The sequence below is a fragment of the Altererythrobacter sp. Z27 genome (assembly GCF_052683155.1).
This window is the reverse complement of record NZ_JBQYMC010000001.1, coordinates 201,594-220,598: the sequence shown is the minus strand read 5'-3', so window position 1 is coordinate 220,598 and position 19,005 is coordinate 201,594. Positions and strand designations below refer to the sequence as shown.

Sequence of the window (19,005 nt, the reverse complement as noted above, 5' to 3'; positions counted from 1 at the left end):
GCCGTCCCGTTCCACTAAATATGTGATTGCCTGAGGTTTTGCCGCAGCCCGACAGGAAAGCATTGAGCTGTGGCCGCGTGGAAAGCCCTGCCGCACAAGATCAGCAGCGGGGTCCATGCGACCTGGGTGAAACGGGGATCTGGGGCGATGCGCCTGAACGTCTGCAATTGGGTGGAAAGCGGACGCTAGAAAACAAAATTGATAGCTACCGTTGTTTCAGGAATATCCCGTTCCGCACTGACCAATGGCTGAGTTTCATTTCGGCGATGCCCGCAGATCTCTTCCAGTCTTTCCATGGAGGCAAGAGGAAGTAACCGCCTGAGAAAGCTTGAAACGCCATCGCTCGCCATCTGAGCTGCTAATCCTAGTTCTTTGATACGCTCATATCCGACTTTGCTATCCCCGATTGCCAGCCAAAGCTCACTGTATGCGTAGACGAATTGTTCATCTTCGTCGCGGAGTCGGCTCGACAGTTCTAGGCTTTCAGAGAATGCTTTCCTGGCGTCGTCTAGTCTATCCTCATTGACCTTATGCAGCCCGTCGGCGGCGAGAACCCATGAATAAAGATCTGAACCAGTTTTGAGTGCTAATGCCTTATCAAGCCAAAATCTGGTCCGCACAGGCCTTTTCTTGCGATTGAGCAATGCTCGCGAGAGGTAGAAAATGTGACGAAACTCATGAAGGATTTTCACATCAGACATCAGTCGAATGTGATGCTAAATTGGCGTTAGTTCAACTCATTCATGAGCAATCGTGTTCGTCTGCAATTGGGTCGTAAGCGGACATTCCGAGTTTCCTACATGGCCGCGTTCTGGCAAAAGCGCGACGCTCGCTCTTTGCCATCGTTGTATCGCCCCAAAACCAACCCTCGCGTCCAAATGCGGGAGAAGTTTTTCTTCTTCAGGACTATGTCGCATGTGTCGCATCGGTCGGGAAAGCTGTGCTCAGGCAAGCCCACACCTTGGCCAACCGAAGCGCGCCATCGCACCCCGAACTTCCCCCGACGAGCGTTCTGCGATAACCAGTTCACGGGTCGCTGCATAAGGGGGGAATATGCGCGCGATTCTATCACTTTCTTTGGCCAGTGCCGGGCTGGCGCTCGCGCCTGCCGCTAACGCCGATGTCGTCACCGACTGGGCCGAATTCGGCAATTCGATCGATTCCAAGGACGAGAGCCCGTGGTCGCCCGAGCTCTACTTCGCCCAGACCCAGCTTGCGCTGGCAATGTTCGAAGCGGCCAATGCGATCGACCACAAATATGAAAGCCACCTCGGGCTCGAAACCGGCGAGCCCGACGCATCGGTGGATGCCGCCGTCATCACAGCCGCGCGCGACGTGCTGGTCGCGCGCTACCCCGCGCGCAAGCAGGACATCGAATACAGCTACGAGCTCGCGCTTTCGATGATCACCGACAAGTCGGCCCGCGAAAAGGGCATTGCGGTCGGCAAGCGCGCCGCCGAAGCCGCGCTCGCTACCGCCAAGGCCGATCCCGACAAGAAGGCCCCGCCTTACCGCCCGCTCACCGCGCCGGGCGTATGGGTGCCGGTCCAGCTTCCATCGCTGCGCGACGAATACCGGATCCTGCCGCTTTGGGCGATCGACAGTGTGGAAGCCTATATGCCGCCCCCGCCGCCATCGATGAAGAGCGAGATCTGGACCCGCGATTTCAACGAAGTGAAGCGGCTGGGCGGGCGCAGCAGCACCGAACGAACCTCGGTCCAGAGCCGCATCGCGCGTTACCGCATCACTCCAGTGATCTTCCCGACGCTCAGCGCCATCGCCGACATGCCGGGCCGCAGCACGGTTCAGAACGCGCGCATGCTGGCGCTGTTCAACATGGCAGGAGACGATACCGGGATCGTCACTTCGAACGCCAAGCTGGATTACAATTTCTGGCGCCCGCTCACCGCCATTCGAAACGCCGACCAGGACGGAAACCCGGATACGGAGATCGACCCTGACTGGGTGCCTTTTATCGGCACTCCCAACTTCCCCGAATATCCCTGCGCCCATTGCAGCTGGTCAGCGACTGTCGCGGAAGTGCTCAAGGCCGAAGTGGGCAATGCGCCGCCGGGCGGGGTTCAGGTGGGATCGCGTTCGCTCGAATTCTCCGCCACGCAGGTGGTGCCCACATTCGACCAGTGGGTGAGCGAAGTGTCGTTCTCGCGTACGTTGGGCGGCCTCCACTACCGCTTCTCGAACGAGGCAGGCGAAGCGGTCGGCCGCAATGTCGCAAAGGAAACGCTCAAGCTGATGCCGCCAATCAGGAAATAGGGGCGCGTCAGTAACGAATGCGCGGCGCGACAGGAGCAAATCCCGGCCGCGCCGCGCTATTGCCGGTTCGCGTTTATTCCGCGCCCGCCGTATCGACCGAGTAATAGCCCATCTGCGGCTCTGCCACGAGCAGGCTCTTGATATGCGCCCAGTCGCCGGACTGGTTGATCCGGTCATAATGTTCGAGGTGGAGTTCCTTTGTGGTCCAGACTTCCTCGAGCACGAAGATGTTGGGCTCGTCGATATTGCGATAGACCTTGGCCGAAACGAAACCCGCTTCGCTCGTCATCGCGTCGGAAACGCCGTCAAGAATGCCCTTGAGCTCTGCCAGCCCTTCATCGCTCGCTTCGAACCGGATGATCAGAGTGACGCCATCTTCCGAAGCCGCCGGTGTTGTAGCGGTTTCATTCGCTGGCGCGTTGCAGGCCGCAAGCCCCGCCGCGAGCAGCGCAAGCACTGCAAAAGTCTTGCCGAATTTCATTTTGCTTTCCTTGTGAAAGCCCCCGCGGCGCACCTAGCGACTTGATGCGGAAAGGGCAACTGCCCGGCTCAACCGACGGTTGGCGGGCCAGATGCCCTCACCCGCCCGCGTGGTAGAAATCGTAGATCTTGCGGGCCACGGCATCGCTGACACCGGGCGCGCGTTGCAGGTCTTCCAGCGCCGCCGCACGCACCTTGCTCGCCGTGCCGAAATGCAGCAGCAGCGCGCGCTTGCGAGCCGGGCCGATGCCGGGGATCTCGTCTAGCGGTGAAGCGGAAATCGCGCGGCTGCGCTTCGCCCTGTGCGCGCCGATGACATAACGGTGCACCTCGTCGCGCAGGTTCTGGAGATAAAACAGCAGCGGCGAATTGACCGGCAGCGTCTTCTCGCGCCCGTCGGGGAAGTGGAACACTTCCCTCCCCTCGCGCCCGTGGTGCGGCCCTTTGGCGATGGCGATCAGCGGCACGTCCTCGATCCCCAGTTCCTCCAGCGTATCGCGCACCGAAGACATCTGGCCCTTGCCGCCATCGATCAGGACGAGGTCAGGCCAGGTTCCGCCTTCCCGCTCCGGGTCCTCCTCCATCGCGCGGCTGAAGCGCCGCCGCATCACTTCGCGCATCATGCCGAAATCGTCATTGGTCTGCGCTTCGCGGATATTGAACTTGCGATACTGGTTCTTGAGGAAGCCATCCGGCCCCGCGACAACCATCGCGCCGACCGCCTTTGCGCCCTGGATATGGCTGTTGTCGTACACTTCGATCCGCTGGGGCACCCCGTCGAGCTCGAAGAATTCGGCCAGGTCGCGCAGCACCTTGGCCTTGGTGCCGCTTTCCGCCAGCCGCCGGTCGAGCGCCTCACCCGCATTGCGTTCCGCCTGCTGCATGAGCTTGCGCCGCTCGCCGCGCTGCGGGACCGAGAGGGCGACCTTGCGTCCTGCTAGCTCGCCAAATGCCTGCTCGATCAGCTCGGCTTCGGGAAGCTCGCGGTCGACCAGTACCGTCGGCGGCGGCGGCACTTCCTCGTAAAACTGCAGGATCACATCGGCGAGCACCTGCTCTTCCTCTACATCCTTCGTGTGGGTCGGGAAGAAAGCGCGATGGCCCCAGTTCTGCCCCCCGCGGATGAAGAAAGCCTGGATGCCGACATGGCCGCCCTTGGCCGCCAGCGCGAAAACGTCGGCATCGCCCAGCCCTTGCGCGTGGATCGCCTGCGAACCCTGGATGAAGGTCGCGGCGCGCAGCCGGTCGCGAAGGATCGCGGCGGTCTCGAAATCGAGCGCTTCGGCTGCCTCGGCCATCTGGCGCTCAAGATCGGCCTGCACGGCGGAGGACTTGCCCGACAGGAAGTCCTTCGCCTGGTCGACCAGCGCGGCGTAGTCCGCCTCGCCGATCCGTCCGACGCAGGGCGCGCTGCAGCGCTTGATCTGGTAGAGCAGGCAGGGTCGGTCGCGGCGGCTGAAGAAACTGTCGGTGCAGCTCCTCAACAGGAACAGTTTCTGCAGCGCGTTAATGGTTGTGTTGACATTGCCCGCGCTGGCGAAGGGGCCGTAGTAATTGCCTTTCGCCTTGCGCGCGCCACGATGCTTCATGATGCGCGGGAAGTCGTGCTCGGCGCGCAGCAGGATGAAGGGAAAGCTCTTGTCGTCGCGCAAATGGACATTGAACGGTGGGCGGAAGCGCTTGACCAGTTGCGCTTCGAGCAGCAGCGCCTCCGCCTCCGAATTGGTGGTCACGATCTCCATGCCGCGGGTCTGGCTGACCATGCGGAGCAGCCGGTTGGTCAGCCCCTGCACCTGCGTGTAATTGGCGACGCGGTTCTTCAGCGCGCGCGCCTTGCCGACATAGAGCACGTCGCCGCGCACATCGAGCATGCGATAGACGCCGGGAACCGGCTTGAGCGTCTTCACCGTCTCGCGGATCGCCGCGATCCCGGCTTCCAGATCCGGCTGCGCGCTGGCGACGGTATAGGTCGCCCGCTCCTCATGGAAGCGTTCGACACCTCTGGGGTTGTGCGGTGATCCGGCCTTGCTGCGAGACATGGTGGCAGAGATAGGCGGAGGCACGAACAATCTCAATTGCTTGCGCTTGTTCCGCTTTACGGGCAGCGTAGCGGCTCATTTGGGGGAATTGATGGACAAGACGATAGCACCGCCGCGCACGGTCGGTTTCTGGGGCAGTTCGCTGTTCCAGATCAACGGGATGATCGGCGCAGGAATCTTTGCCTTGCCCGCAATGCTTGTGGCTGCAGTGGGCAGCTTCGCCCCTGCGATGATCGTGATCGGCGCAATCCTGATCCTGCCGACCTGCTTCGTTTTCGCGTGGCTCGCGACCCGCTTCGAAGAGACAGGCGGGCCAGTGCTCTACGGCAAAGCGGCATTCGGCAGCTTCGCAGGGTTCCATGCTGGCTGGGGCCGCTATGCGTCAGGGATCGTCGCAATGGGCGCCAACACCCATGTGATGGTGAGCTATCTCGCGGCCCTGTTTCCTGTCCTGGAGACACCGTGGATCGCATCGGTGGCAGCTTTCATGATCCTCGTGCTTTCGACACTCTACATAGTTCTGGGGATGCGCAGTTCCGTCAATGCTCTGGGCTTGCTGACTGTGCTCAAGCTTGCACCGCTGGCCATCCTTGTACTTGCGGCAGTGTTCGGAAACTACAATGCGCCCGCAATCGTCCTGCCCGAATTTACCCGGGCAGAGACAGTCATCTTGCTCACCTTCTATGCATTCATCGGCTTCGAAGGTGTGGTTGTACCTGCGGGAGAACTGAACAATCCCAAGCGGGACCTGCCGCGAGTGATCCTGATCACCCTGGCCGGTGTTACGCTGGCTTATGTGGCCGTCATCTGGGCCTATATGGCAATTGTTTCCGAACCGACTGGAGATACAAACGCGCTGGCAGGGGCGGCCAACATCGCTTTTGGCGAGGTCGGGGCAATCATGATCGTCTTCGCCGCAAGCTTTTCCATCATGGCGAACAATTTTGCCGGCATGGTGGTGGTCCCCAGGCTCTCCTATGGCATGGCCGAACAAGGCATGCTGCCTGCATGGTTCGACAAGATCCACCCGCAGTTCCTAACCCCCGCCAACTCGATCATGTTCTATGGCTTTGCCGGTGCGCTGTTCAGTCTGACTGGCGGTTTCGCCGCGCTTGCATCAGCGAGTACGCTGACCCGCCTGCTGACCTACGCGATCAGCGCTGGAGCGTTGCCGAAAATCGAAAGTCGGGAAGGCAGGATCAACTGGTTGCACCTGGCCTTGGCCCTCCTCTCGCTGGCGTCCTGTGTCTGGATTGCATCCCAAGCCACCACGCAATCCTGGCTGACCTTTGGTGGGCTATTTATCTTCGGGACAATCCTGTTCCTGTTCGCAAGGCGCAATTCGGCAATCGGGACCGAAGCTGCGTGATCCATGGCTGAGAGTTACGATGCAATTGTGCTGGGCGCTGGCGCGGCCGGGTTGATGTGCGCCGCGCGCGCGGGGCAGCGCGGCAGGCGCGTGCTTGTGCTCGAAAAAGCAGACAGGCCCGGCAAGAAGATACTCATCTCGGGCGGCGGGCGCTGCAATTTCACCAATATCGGCGCAGGCCCAGCCAATTACCTCTCAGCCAACCCGCATTTCGCGAAAAGCGCGCTGGCCCGCTACACTCCGCGCGACTTTATCGAATTGGTCGATAGTTACGGCATCGCTTGGCACGAGAAGACACTGGGACAGCTGTTCTGCGACGGTTCGGCGCAGCAGATCGTCGATTTGCTGCTGGCCGAATGCGCGAAAGGCTCTGTGGAAGTACGCTGCAATGCCGAGGTGACAGCTGTCGAACACGATACAGGGCGGTTTGCCGTCATGGCCAACGGGCAGATCGCGACTGCCGCCAGCCTTGTGATCGCGACCGGAGGCCCTTCGATCCCCAAGATGGGCGCGACCGGATATGCCTATGACCTCGCCCGCCAGTTCGGGCTGAAAGTGGTCGAGCCGCGCCCTGCCCTCGTACCGCTGACGCTGGGCGGCGAGGAAGTGTTGTTCCGCGAGATCTCTGGTGTGTCGGCGCCGGTCGTGGCGACCGCCAACAAGACCAGCTTTGCCGAAGCCGCGCTGTTCACCCATCGCGGCCTGTCCGGTCCGGCGATCCTGCAGGTCAGCTCCTATTGGCGTCCGGGTGACGAGGTGAGCATCGATTTCCTTCCGGGCCGCCCGGCCGACTGGCTGGTGGAGCGCAAGCGCGAAAACCCCCGCGCAACGCTCAAATCGCTGCTGCGCGAGGCGCTGCCTGACCGTTTGGCGGATATTCTTGCGGAGAAAATCGGCATCCATACAGAACTTGGAAACACGCCCGACAAGGCCTTGCAAGCAGCTGCAGCGCGCCTTGCCCGATGGAGCTTCCACCCCAATGGCAGCGAAGGCTTTGCCAAGGCTGAAGTGACGGTGGGCGGCATTTCGACCGCAGAACTTTCTTCCAAGACGATGGAATCGAAGCGGATTCCGGGGCTCTATGCGATCGGCGAGGCGGTCGATGTGACCGGCTGGCTGGGCGGCTACAATTTCCAATGGGCCTGGGCCAGCGCGGTAGCCGCGGGCGAGGCACTCTAGAGCCCCCTTTCCCGCAGCTTGCCGCAGGGGAAGCGCTTGACGAGGGCGGCAAGTTGACCGGAAGCGCCCTTCTGTTAGCGTCTGCAACCAAGACCGCACAACAGCGGCTGCAGCAGGAGAGACACTTGCGCCAATTGCAGGGCATGGATGCCTCGTTCGTCGCGATGGAATCGCGCAATTCGCCGATGCATATCGGTTCGATCCTGATCTACAATCCGGCGACCGCGCCCGGGGGGTTCGTCCGTTTCAAGGATATCCTGTCTTTCTTCGAAAGCCGCATGCAGCTGAGCCGGACCGTCCGCCAGCGCCTGGTCCGGGTGCCGTTCGATCTCGATTATCCCTATTGGATCGAAGACCCCGACTTCGATCTGGAATACCATGTCCGTCACGTCGCGCTCCCCAAACCGGGTGACTGGCGCCAGCTGTGCATCCAGGCCGCGCGCATCTTCGCGCGCCCGCTCGACCTTGATCGTCCGCCATGGGAATTCACCGTGGTCGAAGGGCTCGACAATGTGCCCGGCGTAGCCAAGGGCAGTTTCGCCATGGTCACCAAGGTGCATCATGCCGCGATCGACGGGATGAGTGGCATCGACCTGATGGAAGCGATGCACACGCTGCGCGCGGACGAGCCGCCGCCCGACAAGCCCGACAATTGGAAGCCCGAGAAGGTGCCCAGCCCGGTCGAACTGCTCGGCAAGAGCTACCTTCACGCGGTCACCAACCCGTGGAAACAGATCGAAGTCGCGGCCAAAGCCGCGCCCGGCCTGGCCAAGGCGATCAAGGGGCTGGCGGTCAAGGATTTCGCAGTCAGTTCGGACCTCGTCGCTCCCAAGACGCGGTTCAATCGCGTGATCTCGCCGCATCGCGTTGTCGAAGGGCGCAGCTTCAAGCTGGACGACATCAAGACGATCCGCGCGCTCGCGCCCGGAGCGAAGGTCAATGACGTGTTCCTGGCGATCGTCGGCGGCGCATTGCGCAAATACCTGCTTTCCAAGCAGGACCTGCCCAAGAAAACGCTTACCGCGATGGCGCCGATCTCGGTCCGGGCGGCAGGCGAAAAGGGCGACATGGGCAACCAGGTCGCGGCGATGATCGCGCCGCTCGGCACTCATATTGCGGACCCGGCCGAACGGCTTCAATTCGTCCATTCACAGACCACCAACAGCAAGGCGATGACCGAAGCGCTGGGCGCGCGCAACATGACCGAGATCAGCAAGGTCAGCCCGGCACTGTTCATGGCATTGGGCGCGCAGCTCTACACGCGGCTCGGCCTTGCCAATCGCACCATGGCCCCGCCCTTCAGCACTGTCGTTACCAACGTTCCGGGGCCGCCGGTGCCGATCTATTCGAGCGGAGCGCGGCTCGAGAGCATGATGGGCCTGCTCTGCCTGACCGACGGTATGGGCGTAGGGCATGTGGTGCAGAGCTATTGCGATGAGGCGACAGTCAGCTTCACCGCCTGCCGCGAGTTGATGCCCGATCCTGAATTCTATGTGCAGTGCATTGAAGACAGCTTTGCCGAACTGCTCGCAGCGGCAAAGGCGCTCGACGCAAAACCCGCAGCCAAAGCTGCAGCGAAGCCCGCTGCAGCCAAGCCGAAAAGCAAAACGCCTGCGAAGCGCAAGACTGCCTCGCGCAAGGCCAAGAAGCCCTGATGGGCCGGGACCACAACAAGACAAGGGAAGCAAAGATGGCCACATTGGCAATGGTTGAAGAGGAACTGGACCGCGCAGCGCGCCCGCCCAGCACGTTCTGGACCCTCGCGGAAGGTCGTGCGCTGTTCGAACTCGGCGCCTTCTACATGATGCGCCCATGGCTGGCGCAATTGCCGCGCGGCGACGGGCATGCGGTGAAGGTGCTGCCCGGCTTCATGGCCACCAACAATTCGACCGGGCCGATGCGCAATTTGCTGCGCGACCTTGGCTATGACGCACATGGCTGGGCCAGCGGACGCAATGTGCGGGTCGACAATGCCCTGATCCAGCGGTTGGAAGACCAGCTCAAGCGGCTCAACGACAATAGCGGCGGCAAGGTCTCGCTGGTGGGATGGAGCCTTGGCGGCGTGCTCGCACGCGAACTAGCCAAGCTTCATCCGGAGCGCGTGCGGCAGGTCATCTCGCTCGGCAGCCCGATCTCGGACGACCGCGGGCACACCAATGCGCGCCGGCTGTTCGAACTGCTCAACGGCAAGGAGCCTGAGCCGATGCGCGGCGGCAGGTTCCAGGGGCTAGACGAAGCGCCGCCGGTGCCGACCACTTCGATCCTGACCAAGACCGACGGTGTGGTCCACTGGCGCGGATCGGTGCAGAAGCCGAGCCGGACTCCCAGCGAAAACATCGAGGTCTATGCCAGCCACATCGGCCTGGGCGTCAATCCCAGCGTGATGATTGCCCTGGCCGACCGGCTGGCGCAGCCCGAAGGCGAGTGGACGCCGTTCGAGCCGACGCTGGCCCAGCAATGGATGTTCCCGAATACCGGGTTCAACTGATCCCGGCCGGGGCGGCACCCCGGCTCAGAACATCTTGCGCAGGTCGACGCCCAGATATCGGCCCGTCGGATCGAGCAGGAACGGCTGGTAACGCAGCGGCGTATTGCCGTCCGCATCGCGCACGCGCCGCCGGGCGTCGAACAGGTTGTCCGCCCGCATCGAAATGGTGAACCCTTTCAGGAAGCCCGATTCAGTTCCGGTCAACCGCCCGATATCGGCAAATACGCGCATGTCGATCCGCACCAGATCGTCGAAATAGAGCGGGCTGGTGCCGGTGACCGAATTGCCGTCGATCCGCGCGCTACCCGTATAGGTACCCGAAAGCCGCAGCCCCTTGCCATTGAGGAACAGCCCCGCTTCGACGCGGGTCGAGTGCTTGGCTTGGCCGAAATCGCCCTGTGCATCGCCATCGAGCAGGTCCAGCACCGGACCGCCCTCTGCAATCACGATCTGGTTGTCGAGTTCGATCGTATGGGTGAGGTTGAAGAAGTATCGCCCTTGGCCCGAACCGCCGCCGAAGCCGCCCGGCCCGCCGCGACCGCCCATCATCGGGCCGCCCTGAGGCCTGCCAGCGGGAGCAGCGCCGGGCGCTCCGCCAGCAGGGGCGGCGCCCGGTCCACCCGATCCGCCGCGCATCTGCGAGGGGTCCATGCTGCAAATCCGCTCGCGGAATTCGCTCAGCCGAGCACGGTCGATCGTGCCGTCGTCGCCCTTGAAGCGCTGCAGCATGCCCTGCGCTCGGGTAAGGTCGAAATCAGGGAACAATGCCGTGAGGTCTTCGCCGCGTTCGATCGCACCTGCGACCTGGTCAAGGAAAGCCATCCCGTCATCGGCGCAAAGCCGCTCGCGGAACTGCATGAAGCGCGCGCGCTGTTCTTCGGTCGGCGGGCCGCCCGCAAAGCCGCCCGGAGGTCCACCACGGCGCATTTCGCCGCCCGGGGCACTCGGCGGGCTTCCAGCCCCTGTCGGCGCGCCGCCGCGCGCTTCGCCATTACCGCGCGGAGCCGGCGTGCCAATCGAACCGCGGGTCGTGAGGCCAAACACCAGCCGCTCGCCGCGAGTGCGCGCGTAAGTGACCGGCCGCCGGTCAAGCGACAAGAGCCTGCCGTCGATGTCCCGCGTCACGCGGTCCGGAAATGCCGCTTCGACCGCAGCCGAAAGCGCCGGCAAGTCGCCAGTCACGTCGCGCGAGCGGTTGCGGATATATTCCGCCGAGAACTGTGTGTCCTTGATGAAAGGCAGTTCCCACGAAGCGTTGAAGCGCCAGTCACGCTGGGTTTCGGCCAGGAGATCGGGATTGCCCCCCGAAATCACCGTGGCCAGCACCGTTTCGCCATTGGCGAGGTCGAACACCGGAACGTTGAAGGTTTCGACGCGCGGATTGCCGAGGTTGCCGAGCGAAGGCGCGACTTCGCGCCACACATGCGTCGCCTGCAGGTTGAGATTGTCCCACGGCGACCAATTGATCCCTGTGCTCCAGTCCGCCAGCGTACCGAAGTCCGACAAATGGTTGATACCGGCCTGCGCGTTGAGCGTGATCGTGCCCAGCGCGTCCCACACCATGTCGCGGCGGCTGGTGATCGGGATCACGACGTTTACGCCCGCTTCCAGATCGCCGCGCGTCAGGCGCGTGTCGAAGGCAGTGCGCGTATCGCTGCTTTCGATCCGGTCCCACTCATAGCCAAGATCGAAAGTCGTGCTCAACTCGCCGGCAGGCAAGTAAAGCGGCGCACCGCGCGCAGTAAACTTGCCGCGCCCGGCCCAGGTCTTGGTTTCGGCAGTGTCGAATCCATTGTCCGCGACATCGGGCAGCGGCGCGTCGAGCGCGAGCGTGCCTGCGGCGGCCGCATCGATCAGGTCTTGCGTATCGAACCGGCGATCGATCTCGACTGTGCTGAGCGCGTGGCTGGCGTCGATCGTCGCGGTGAGCTGGAAACCGCCGACCGGGCGGGTCCATGTCGCGGCGGTCGAGAACGTATCGCTGGAACTGCGGCGCTGCAGCGGATCGCGCTCGCCGAATGTGCGCAGCGCCGAGCTGTCGTCAGGCGCGACAAGCAGCACGTTGTTGAGGCCCGACAGGCTGAGGCTTTCGCTGCGTTCATAAGTGCCGTTGAAGCTGAGCGAGGAGCCGCTTTCGATGAAGGCCTTGGCCCAGTTCGCCGTTGCCTCGAAGCTGCGGCTGTCGGCCACAAGGCTGCGATACTTCGCCGGATCGGGATCGCCAGTGACATCCGGCTGCGATCCTTCCGTCTGGATCACTCCCCTTTCCGCCTCGGTCAGCATCGAGACGTCGCCGGCTTCGAGATTGACGTTGAGCCGCCCGCCATCCTTGATCCGCAGCATGGTGAACTGCTGCTCGTTGCGGAAATATCCGCCACGGTCGGGCCCTTCGAACTCAAGCTCGAGCTCACGGCTGGAGTAACTATCCTTCAGGATCATGTTGACCACCCGCCGGTCCGGCGGGAAGCCAAAGCGCTGCGCCACTTCCTCAGGCAGGACTTCGATCTTGGCGATCGACTCGGGCGGATAGCTGCGCATTTCGCGGAAGCTGCCAATGCGGATGCCGTTGACGAGGAACACCGGTGGGCCGCCACCGCGCCCGCGCGACGAGCCCGTCTGCGGGCCGATTGCAGCGATCAATTCCTCGACCGAGTTCGCACCGACTGCAAGGATGTCTTCCTCGTTGAGTTCGAGAACCGGCGCCTGCTCGACATCGAGCTGGCCACGCATGCGCTGCGCGCTCACCACGATCCCCGTTTCGGCGGCGATCTCGGCTTCTTCGACCAGAGTATCCTGCCCCTGCGCAGCGGCGGCAGCGGCGATCGGGGCCTGCGCCTGGGCAACGCCGGAAAGCGTCCAGGCAAGGCAAGTCCCCAGTAAAAGGGTATGTTTCGGGCTCATGGCGAGCGCCCTTCTCCTAATTCCAAGACAAGCACAATCGGCTGAAATGTATTGATTTGCATCAATCGACACGAACCGTGGCGCAATCGGGTTACGCCGTGGATCGGCCCTGCAACGCACGAGGCTTCCATTTTGCTCCCGGCGCGGCTAAAGCGCGCGCCAATTCGCCTCCATAAACTGAACTAAGGATTTACATGGCCAAGGAAGAACTCCTCGAAATGCGCGGCAAGGTGGTCGAACTGCTGCCAAACGCGATGTTCCGGGTGGAGCTCGAAAACGGTCACGAAGTCCTGGGCCACACCGCCGGCAAGATGCGCAAGAACCGCATCCGCGTGCTGGTGGGCGACGAAGTGCTGTGCGAGCTGACGCCCTATGACCTCACAAAGGCGCGCATCACTTACCGCTTCATGCCAGGTCGCGGCGGTCCTGGCCCGCAGTAATCCGGCGTGGGTTCGCCCAAGCTCATCCTAGCATCGGCCAGTCCCCGGCGGCGCGAGCTGATCGCGCGGCTCGGCATCGCGCCCGATGCAATTGCCCCCGCCGAAATCGACGAGAGCCCCCTTAAGGGCGAGCTCCCCCGCGACTATGCAGTGCGCATGGCGCGCGAGAAAGCCATGGCGGTCAAGGACGAGGGGCACATTCTCGCCGGAGACACAGTGGTCGCTGTCGGGCGCCGCATCCTGCCCAAGGCCGAGGATGAAGCGACCGCGCGGCATTGCCTCGAACTGCTGTCTGGCCGCAGGCACCGCGTTCTCTCTGCCATCGCGCTGAAATCGCCCGACGGCGCACTGCGCGAAAAGCTGAGCGAGACCACCGTTCGCTTCAAGCGACTGAGCGAAGAGGAAATCGCATCCTACCTCGCCAGCGGCGAATGGCACGGCAAGGCGGGCGGCTATGCCATCCAGGGTGCAGCCGAGGGCCTGATCGCATGGATCGAAGGCAGCCATTCGGGCGTGGTCGGCTTGCCGCTCTACGAGACCCGCGCGCTGCTGAAGGCGGCGGGGTTCGACATTGGCTGAGGCCTGGCTCGTCGAGGAGGGGATCGGCGAGGAGCGCGCGATCCGGTTCGAACAAGGGCGCATCGTCGCCGCGCGACTGCGCTGGCCCGGGCGGCTCGTGCAGGGCGCCGTTGCCGAGGCGATTGTGGTGGAGCGGTTCCCGCTTTCGCCCAACGCTATTGTCCGCTTCGCCACAGGAGAGGAAGCGATCGGGCGGCGCCTGCCCAAAGCGGACAGCGAAGGATCGACGGTGCGTATGCTGGTCGAGCGCGAGGCGATTGCCGAACGCGGGCGGTTGAAGCGTGCGCAGGCGGTCAAGACCGAGCAGCCGCTCAACCCCGCACCTTCGCTTGCCGAAAGCCTGCGCGAAGAAGGCCATGAAGTCCGGGTCGTTCGTCGTTTCCCGGATGACGCCGATTGGGAAGAGCTGTTTTCCGAAGCATGGACCGGCGAGGTTGCTTTCCACGGGGGCTCGCTGCTTTTTTCGGACACGCCCGCGATGACGCTGGTCGATGTCGACGGCTATCCGGTCGAGGCGATCTGCTCCAATGCAGTCCCTGCGCTGGCAAGCGCGCTGCACCGGTTCGACATAGGCGGCAACATCGGCATCGATTTTCCTACGCTGTCCGACAAGGGCGACCGGCGCGCGGTCGATGCAAAACTCGACGAGCAATTGGCGGGCTGGCCGCATGAGCGCACTGCGATGAACGGTTTCGGCTTCGTCCAGATCGTCGCGCGGCTGGCGCGCGCTTCGGTGTTGCGCCTGATCTCGCTCGATCGCAGCGGAGCCGCTGCTCGCCTATTGCTGCGCCGGGCCGAAGCGGTGACCGATCCCGGCGCAATCCTGCTCAGCTGCCACCCGGCGGTCGCCGCGCGCCTCACTCCCGAATGGCTCGCCGAACTTGCCCGCAGGACCGGCCGCGAAGTGCGTGTGGCACCCGATCCCGGCCTTGCGCCGGAGGCCGGATTCGCCCAGGCAGTGCCGCTATGACCAGCAAGACCAAGACCTGCCCCATCTGCAAGAAACCACGGCAAGCGCAATTCGCCCCCTTCTGTTCGAGCCGCTGCCGGGACCGCGACCTCGCGCAATGGTTTGGGGATGGCTATGCCGTGCCCGGCCGACCGGCCATGCCCGAAGAAATCGCCGGGGAAATCATCCGCGACGACCGCGACTAGCCGAATTTCGGGCAATTGGCGCTTGCCAAGGGCGCACAGCTTCGCCATAGGCGCGCTCTCATTCGCTCGCCGGTGTTTTGCACCGTCGCTGCAGCGATGCCTCGGTAGCTCAGTTGGTAGAGCATACGACTGAAAATCGTAGTGTCGGTGGTTCGATCCCGCCCCGAGGCACCATTTTCTATCTAAATATCTGATTACATTGATATTTTCCGAGTTGGACAGCTCTGAATGGCTCAAGGTTGGCCATAATCCGCGCAAATGCGCGACTTGTCGGTCAGGCTCGTACGATCGTATCGCTCGCCGGCCTCAAGCCATCGGCAGTTCCCCACGCTACCGAATCTAACCTCGGCATGACCCATTGCAGAACCGCCCATGCATTCGACCGACATCGGATTGCTGGGCTGAGAAGGCCTAGCCCGCGCAGACAAAATGCGCACGCGCCCGCCTGTGCATAATTTACCAGCAAAGGTTAAACGAACCTTGACAAATTTACCTCTCGAGGTGAATTTATGTCCACCCGCAACGAGGAGGCTATCATGACAAGTGCGACGAAAGGGGGCAGGCAACAGGGGCCGACAAAGCTCACACCTTTCGGTCAAAAGTGCAGGGAGATCAGAAAAGAAAAAGGGTTGCTACTGCTGGATATGGCCGAAGCTGCCGAGGTGACACCAGGATTCCTTAGTATGGTCGAAACCGGGCGCAAACCCATTCCCGATGGACTCGTATCGAAACTGGTGAACGGCCTCGACCTTCACCAGCGCAGGGCGAAAGAGCTCCAGAATGCTGCTGCGCTTTCAGCGAGAGAGTACCGGCTCACTATCAGCGATCATCCTGATCCCTGGGAGCGCACGCTGGCGTTCAAGCTGCAAGACCAGTTCGCAAGGATGACCCCCATTAAGAGGCAGAAGATCATCGAAGTGCTGGAAGACGAGGAGTAGTGAGTTGGACATAAGGTTCAGGGCGGTCAAAAAAATGACCGAAAACGAAATCGAGGGACTAGCCGGCGCCATGAAGCGCACCCTTGGGCTCGACCAGACCAAGCGGGTGGCCATGATCCAAATGCTTGAGCTGATGGAAGAGTGGCTGCCCGATTACATCTTTACAGTACAAGAAGACGACGCGATGCCAGGCATGGACGGCTATACCGGCCTGGAACACTACGAGATTTGCCTCTCCAACAGCACTTACCTTGCGCTCCACGAAGGCAATCCTGAGGCGAGGCATACGGCGGCCCACGAACTGGGCCACCTACTTCTCCATTCGCAGGCGCCTACTGCGTACGCGCGTCGTTCAGAATACGACCGCCACGTGGATCCCGAGTGGCAGGCAGATTACTTCGCGGATGCATTTCTAATGCCGCGAGCCGGTGTGCGAACTTGCGTTACAGCTGAGGAAGTCGCCGAGCGGTACTCAGTTCCGCTTGAACGTGCGGAACAACGCTTCGACGAAGTTACGAAAATTCAAGGGGAGCTCTTCTGATGAAAAGCTCCCCCTGATCTCTCGCACAGAACGTGGCCCCTGTGTCGGGTGCGCGATCCGCAACGAGGTTGTGCAATTCGTGTATTACACGGAAATCTCGCGGGCGCAAAGATTGTCGGGCCACCCTCGAATTGAGGTGTACTATGTCGGAATTTGCCATCCCTCCGGGGAAGCGCGTGACCTGGCGTCCATACATCACGAAAGAAGGGAAGCGCATCTACGCGAAGAACTACGGTATTCGCGCCTTCCCGATCTACGTGAACGAATAGCCTGATCCCCCCGGATCGCTGTTTGCCCAGCGGTCCGGGGACCTTCCCCCGACTGCAAGTACTGCATGGTCAATCTTTGGAAAGGAAAGCACGATGTCGAAGACAAAGGTACCAACCCAAGTCTCTCACCGCAGCTCGCGGACTGGACGCTTCGTAACCGAACGTTACGCAAACTCGCATCCCGCGACGACTGAGCGTGAACGCATCAAGCACCCCGAGCGCCGATAGGCTTCGGCGCCGATAGCATAATACCCAAGGGACGGTCGGGTCGAACAGCCCGGCCGTCTTCTCGTATTTGAGCCAGAGAACTTGGCTTTGGCTGGAAGCGACAAGCCGCTACGCGCTGGCGAACTGATCATCACCGGATAAGCGAAGGAGCGGGCGCCATAGGCGTCCGCCCCTCTTTTTCCGGTCGTTCGGCCTTTTGGCCGGTCAGGCGAATTCAACCTTTTCGACCTTCTCGATTTCGGTCTTCTTGCTCTCGGCAGTGACCGCCAGGTCATAAGCCTGCTGCATGTTCAGCCACATCTTCGCGCTGGTTCCCAGCAGCCTGGCCAGCTTCAGCGCCATCAGCGTCGAAACCGCGCTCTTGCCGCTCAGGACATTGTGCAGCGCCTCGCGCGACATCCCCAGCTGGGTAGCGAAAGCGGTCTTCGTCATCCCGCTGCCAGGGATCACATCTTCGCGCAGCACTTCGCCAGGGTGAACCGGCGGCAGTCCTTTCATCAGTCCGTTCATCATGGCGTTGTCTCCTCCTTGCCACAAAAGGTTTCAGTTAGTGGTAATCCTCCAGATCGACATCCACAGCGTCCGCTTCTTCCCATCCATAGGTCAGCCGGAAGTTCGCGGTGACGCTGACCGAATAACGCTTCGGCGCGCCTTGCAGCCCGTGGAAACGCCAGCCCGGCAGGTTCATGTCATCGGGTTGGACCGCGGCGTCCAGCACCTGCATTTGGCGGGTCAGCTTGGCGATCGACGCATTGCCCTGAACGGGCAGCTTCGACGAATCGCCGGTTGAAGCGAATTGCTTAAGCGGCTTGCTGCGGATGCTCTTGATCATGTGATCTTGATAAGTAACACTTCACACTTTGTCAAGTCATACTTCACATTATCTTGACGAAATGCAACGATGTCGAAGACATCCCCTTCCGAGATCCTGCAGCTGCCGCAAGGGCATGGGTCGGGAAGGGGTTTAGCAATGCTACCCAAGCAAAGCTGATCGTGCAAAGGGTTGGACATCGGTGCGCCGGACGCCGCAGGTTTCCATTGGTTGTCAGGCAAGGTTGGACAACAGCAAGCTATTATTCTTACAGGGAATCGATGCTCCGCCCCGAGGCACCACTGCGCCTGCGCGCGATGCGCGACGAGACACACCAGAGCGCGTTTGCCAATTTCAACCGTTGCGAGTAAGGCTTCTCGCCTCGCCCCGGCCACCGCGTTGCGCTGCCGCATCGCCTGCCGGGGCGGCGTTTTTTTGCAGCAGGATGATCCCACCATGTCGCGTCGCCGCCAGATTTACGAAGGCAAGGCCAAGATCCTTTACGAGGGCCCAGAGCCGGGCACGCTGATCCAGTATTTCAAGGACGATGCGACCGCCTTCAACGCCCAGAAGAAGGGCACGATCAACGGCAAGGGCGTGATCAACAACCGCATTTCGGAATATGTTTTCACGCGGCTGGCGCATATCGGCATTCCGACGCACTTCATCCGCCGTCTCAACATGCGCGAGCAGCTGATCCGCCAGGTCGAAATCATTCCGATCGAAGTGGTGGTGCGCAATGTCGCGGCGGGCTCGATCTCGCAGCGCCTCGGCATCCCCGAAGGCGAGCCGCTGCCTCACACGCTGATCGAATATTACTACAAGGACGATTCGCTGGGCGACCCGCTGATCGCCGAAGAACACATCGCCTGTTTCAATTGGGCCGGCCCCGAAGAGATGCAGGACATCGCCGCGATGGCGATCCGCATCAACGACTTCATGTGCGGCATGTTCGCCGCGATCGACATTCGCCTGATCGACTTCAAGCTGGAGTTCGGCCGCATCTATGACGGCGATTTCAGCCGCGTGATCCTGGCCGACGAGATCAGCCCCGACGGCTGCCGACTGTGGGACATGAAGACCGGCGAAAAGCTGGACAAGGATCGCTTCCGGCGCGACCTGGGCGGCGAAAGCGAAGCCTATCAGGAAGTCGCACGCCGTCTCGGCCTGCTGCAGGGCGACGACAGCACCCCAGGTGAAGTGTTCGACCTTTCGGCCCATCGCGGCCGGCTGCGCGGCGCACCGCCAAAGGCGAAGAAGTAAGCGCGCCAACAGGATAGAATTTGCGGTCCCTTGCCAGCCTGCGTTTAGCAG

Annotated in this window: 18 protein-coding genes and 1 tRNA gene; 13 read left to right on the top strand and 6 right to left on the bottom strand. The window is 62.0% G+C overall.

The genetic code is table 11. The features are described 5' to 3' along the window. Window positions 1–185 precede the first annotated feature (185 nt). Window positions 186–701 carry a hypothetical protein gene (locus ACUJ47_RS01055; protein WP_445536624.1) on the bottom strand — a complete coding sequence of 172 codons (516 nt, stop codon included), beginning with the start codon at window positions 699–701 and terminating at the stop codon, window positions 186–188. 352 nt (window positions 702–1,053) lie between these two features. Between ACUJ47_RS01055 and ACUJ47_RS01050 the strand changes: the two genes are divergently transcribed. Then, window positions 1,054–2,274, top strand: coding sequence for a vanadium-dependent haloperoxidase (locus ACUJ47_RS01050; RefSeq protein WP_445536623.1), 1,221 nt, complete (start codon window positions 1,054–1,056; stop codon window positions 2,272–2,274). A gap of 73 nt (window positions 2,275–2,347) precedes the next feature. Here ACUJ47_RS01050 and ACUJ47_RS01045 read toward each other — a convergent pair whose 3' ends face one another. Together ACUJ47_RS01045 and uvrC are read right to left on the bottom strand one after the other, a co-directional pair. Further along, window positions 2,348–2,755 (bottom strand): putative quinol monooxygenase, encoded by a 408-nt coding sequence (locus tag ACUJ47_RS01045; protein WP_445536622.1) that lies wholly within the window; start codon window positions 2,753–2,755, stop codon window positions 2,348–2,350. Window positions 2,756–2,852: 97 nt separating this feature from the next. After that, on the bottom strand, window positions 2,853–4,793 hold the full coding sequence (gene uvrC, locus ACUJ47_RS01040; RefSeq protein WP_445536621.1) for an excinuclease ABC subunit UvrC: 1,941 nt from the start codon (window positions 4,791–4,793) through the stop codon (window positions 2,853–2,855). Between the two features lie 91 nt (window positions 4,794–4,884). Between uvrC and ACUJ47_RS01035 the strand changes: the two genes are divergently transcribed. From ACUJ47_RS01035 to ACUJ47_RS01020, 4 genes are all read left to right on the top strand, one after another. Further along, window positions 4,885–6,162 carry an APC family permease gene (locus ACUJ47_RS01035; RefSeq protein WP_445536620.1) on the top strand — a complete coding sequence of 426 codons (1,278 nt, stop codon included), beginning with the start codon at window positions 4,885–4,887 and terminating at the stop codon, window positions 6,160–6,162. Window positions 6,163–6,165: 3 nt separating this feature from the next. Then, window positions 6,166–7,341: an NAD(P)/FAD-dependent oxidoreductase gene (locus ACUJ47_RS01030; RefSeq protein ID WP_445536619.1), complete on the top strand. Its 1,176-nt coding sequence runs from the start codon at window positions 6,166–6,168 to the stop codon at window positions 7,339–7,341. 125 nt (window positions 7,342–7,466) lie between these two features. Further along, window positions 7,467–8,996: a WS/DGAT/MGAT family O-acyltransferase gene (locus tag ACUJ47_RS01025; RefSeq protein WP_445536618.1), complete on the top strand. Its 1,530-nt coding sequence runs from the start codon at window positions 7,467–7,469 to the stop codon at window positions 8,994–8,996. Between the two features lie 35 nt (window positions 8,997–9,031). After that, window positions 9,032–9,829: an esterase/lipase family protein gene (locus ACUJ47_RS01020; RefSeq protein ID WP_445536617.1), complete on the top strand. Its 798-nt coding sequence runs from the start codon at window positions 9,032–9,034 to the stop codon at window positions 9,827–9,829. A gap of 24 nt (window positions 9,830–9,853) precedes the next feature. Here ACUJ47_RS01020 and ACUJ47_RS01015 read toward each other — a convergent pair whose 3' ends face one another. Continuing rightward, window positions 9,854–12,730: a hypothetical protein gene (locus tag ACUJ47_RS01015; RefSeq protein ID WP_445536616.1), complete on the bottom strand. Its 2,877-nt coding sequence runs from the start codon at window positions 12,728–12,730 to the stop codon at window positions 9,854–9,856. A 194-nt stretch (window positions 12,731–12,924) separates the two neighbouring features. Here ACUJ47_RS01015 and infA point away from each other — a divergent pair, with 194 nt between their 5' ends. The 7 genes from infA (at window position 12,925) to ACUJ47_RS00980 (ending at window position 16,383) form a co-directional block, all read left to right on the top strand. After that, a complete protein-coding gene (infA, locus tag ACUJ47_RS01010) occupies window positions 12,925–13,170 on the top strand; it encodes a translation initiation factor IF-1 (protein ID WP_047806247.1) in 246 nt (81 codons plus the stop codon). A 6-nt stretch (window positions 13,171–13,176) separates the two neighbouring features. Continuing rightward, window positions 13,177–13,749, top strand: a complete 573-nt coding sequence (locus ACUJ47_RS01005) for a Maf family protein (RefSeq protein ID WP_445536615.1) — start codon at window positions 13,177–13,179, stop codon at window positions 13,747–13,749. Then, the gene (locus ACUJ47_RS01000) at window positions 13,742–14,719 is read left to right on the top strand and encodes a ribonuclease (RefSeq protein WP_445536614.1); all 978 of its coding nucleotides are present in this window, start codon (window positions 13,742–13,744) and stop codon (window positions 14,717–14,719) included. Before ACUJ47_RS01005 ends, ACUJ47_RS01000 begins: the two co-directional genes overlap by 8 nt. Further along, window positions 14,716–14,904 (top strand): DNA gyrase inhibitor YacG, encoded by a 189-nt coding sequence (locus ACUJ47_RS00995; RefSeq protein WP_354145451.1) that lies wholly within the window; start codon window positions 14,716–14,718, stop codon window positions 14,902–14,904. The genes ACUJ47_RS01000 and ACUJ47_RS00995 overlap by 4 nt, the downstream gene beginning before the upstream one ends. A 98-nt stretch (window positions 14,905–15,002) precedes the next feature. Then, window positions 15,003–15,078, top strand: a tRNA-Phe gene (locus ACUJ47_RS00990). Between the two features lie 335 nt (window positions 15,079–15,413). Then, complete coding sequence (locus ACUJ47_RS00985) at window positions 15,414–15,842, top strand: helix-turn-helix domain-containing protein (protein ID WP_445536613.1); 429 nt, start codon at window positions 15,414–15,416, stop codon at window positions 15,840–15,842. Between the two features lie 34 nt (window positions 15,843–15,876). Beyond that, window positions 15,877–16,383 (top strand): ImmA/IrrE family metallo-endopeptidase, encoded by a 507-nt coding sequence (locus ACUJ47_RS00980; RefSeq protein WP_445536612.1) that lies wholly within the window; start codon window positions 15,877–15,879, stop codon window positions 16,381–16,383. Window positions 16,384–17,084: 701 nt separating this feature from the next. Here the strand turns inward: ACUJ47_RS00980 and ACUJ47_RS00975 are convergent. After that, window positions 17,085–17,393: a HigA family addiction module antitoxin gene (locus ACUJ47_RS00975; protein WP_445536611.1), complete on the bottom strand. Its 309-nt coding sequence runs from the start codon at window positions 17,391–17,393 to the stop codon at window positions 17,085–17,087. A 34-nt stretch (window positions 17,394–17,427) separates the two neighbouring features. Continuing rightward, a complete protein-coding gene (locus ACUJ47_RS00970; protein ID WP_445536610.1) occupies window positions 17,428–17,712 on the bottom strand; it encodes a type II toxin-antitoxin system RelE/ParE family toxin in 285 nt (94 codons plus the stop codon). Window positions 17,713–18,147: 435 nt separating this feature from the next. Between ACUJ47_RS00970 and purC the strand changes: the two genes are divergently transcribed. After that, the gene (gene purC, locus ACUJ47_RS00965; protein WP_445536609.1) at window positions 18,148–18,954 is read left to right on the top strand and encodes a phosphoribosylaminoimidazolesuccinocarboxamide synthase; all 807 of its coding nucleotides are present in this window, start codon (window positions 18,148–18,150) and stop codon (window positions 18,952–18,954) included. The last annotated feature ends 51 nt before the right edge of the window (window positions 18,955–19,005 follow it).

Coding starts and splice junctions, on each gene's coding strand:
- infA (WP_047806247.1), top strand. CDS start 12,925: ATGGCCAAGGAAGAACTCCTCGAAATGCGCGGCAAGGTGGTCGAACTG.
- ACUJ47_RS01020 (WP_445536617.1), top strand. CDS start 9,032: ATGGCCACATTGGCAATGGTTGAAGAGGAACTGGACCGCGCAGCGCGC.
- ACUJ47_RS00970 (WP_445536610.1), bottom strand. CDS start 17,712: ATGATCAAGAGCATCCGCAGCAAGCCGCTTAAGCAATTCGCTTCAACC.
- ACUJ47_RS01055 (WP_445536624.1), bottom strand. CDS start 701: ATGTCTGATGTGAAAATCCTTCATGAGTTTCGTCACATTTTCTACCTC.
- ACUJ47_RS01035 (WP_445536620.1), top strand. CDS start 4,885: ATGGACAAGACGATAGCACCGCCGCGCACGGTCGGTTTCTGGGGCAGT.
- ACUJ47_RS01015 (WP_445536616.1), bottom strand. CDS start 12,730: ATGAGCCCGAAACATACCCTTTTACTGGGGACTTGCCTTGCCTGGACG.
- ACUJ47_RS01030 (WP_445536619.1), top strand. CDS start 6,166: ATGGCTGAGAGTTACGATGCAATTGTGCTGGGCGCTGGCGCGGCCGGG.
- ACUJ47_RS00985 (WP_445536613.1), top strand. CDS start 15,414: ATGTCCACCCGCAACGAGGAGGCTATCATGACAAGTGCGACGAAAGGG.
- uvrC (WP_445536621.1), bottom strand. CDS start 4,793: ATGTCTCGCAGCAAGGCCGGATCACCGCACAACCCCAGAGGTGTCGAA.
- ACUJ47_RS01045 (WP_445536622.1), bottom strand. CDS start 2,755: ATGAAATTCGGCAAGACTTTTGCAGTGCTTGCGCTGCTCGCGGCGGGG.
- ACUJ47_RS00995 (WP_354145451.1), top strand. CDS start 14,716: ATGACCAGCAAGACCAAGACCTGCCCCATCTGCAAGAAACCACGGCAA.
- ACUJ47_RS01050 (WP_445536623.1), top strand. CDS start 1,054: ATGCGCGCGATTCTATCACTTTCTTTGGCCAGTGCCGGGCTGGCGCTC.
- purC (WP_445536609.1), top strand. CDS start 18,148: ATGTCGCGTCGCCGCCAGATTTACGAAGGCAAGGCCAAGATCCTTTAC.
- ACUJ47_RS00980 (WP_445536612.1), top strand. CDS start 15,877: ATGACCGAAAACGAAATCGAGGGACTAGCCGGCGCCATGAAGCGCACC.
- ACUJ47_RS00975 (WP_445536611.1), bottom strand. CDS start 17,393: ATGATGAACGGACTGATGAAAGGACTGCCGCCGGTTCACCCTGGCGAA.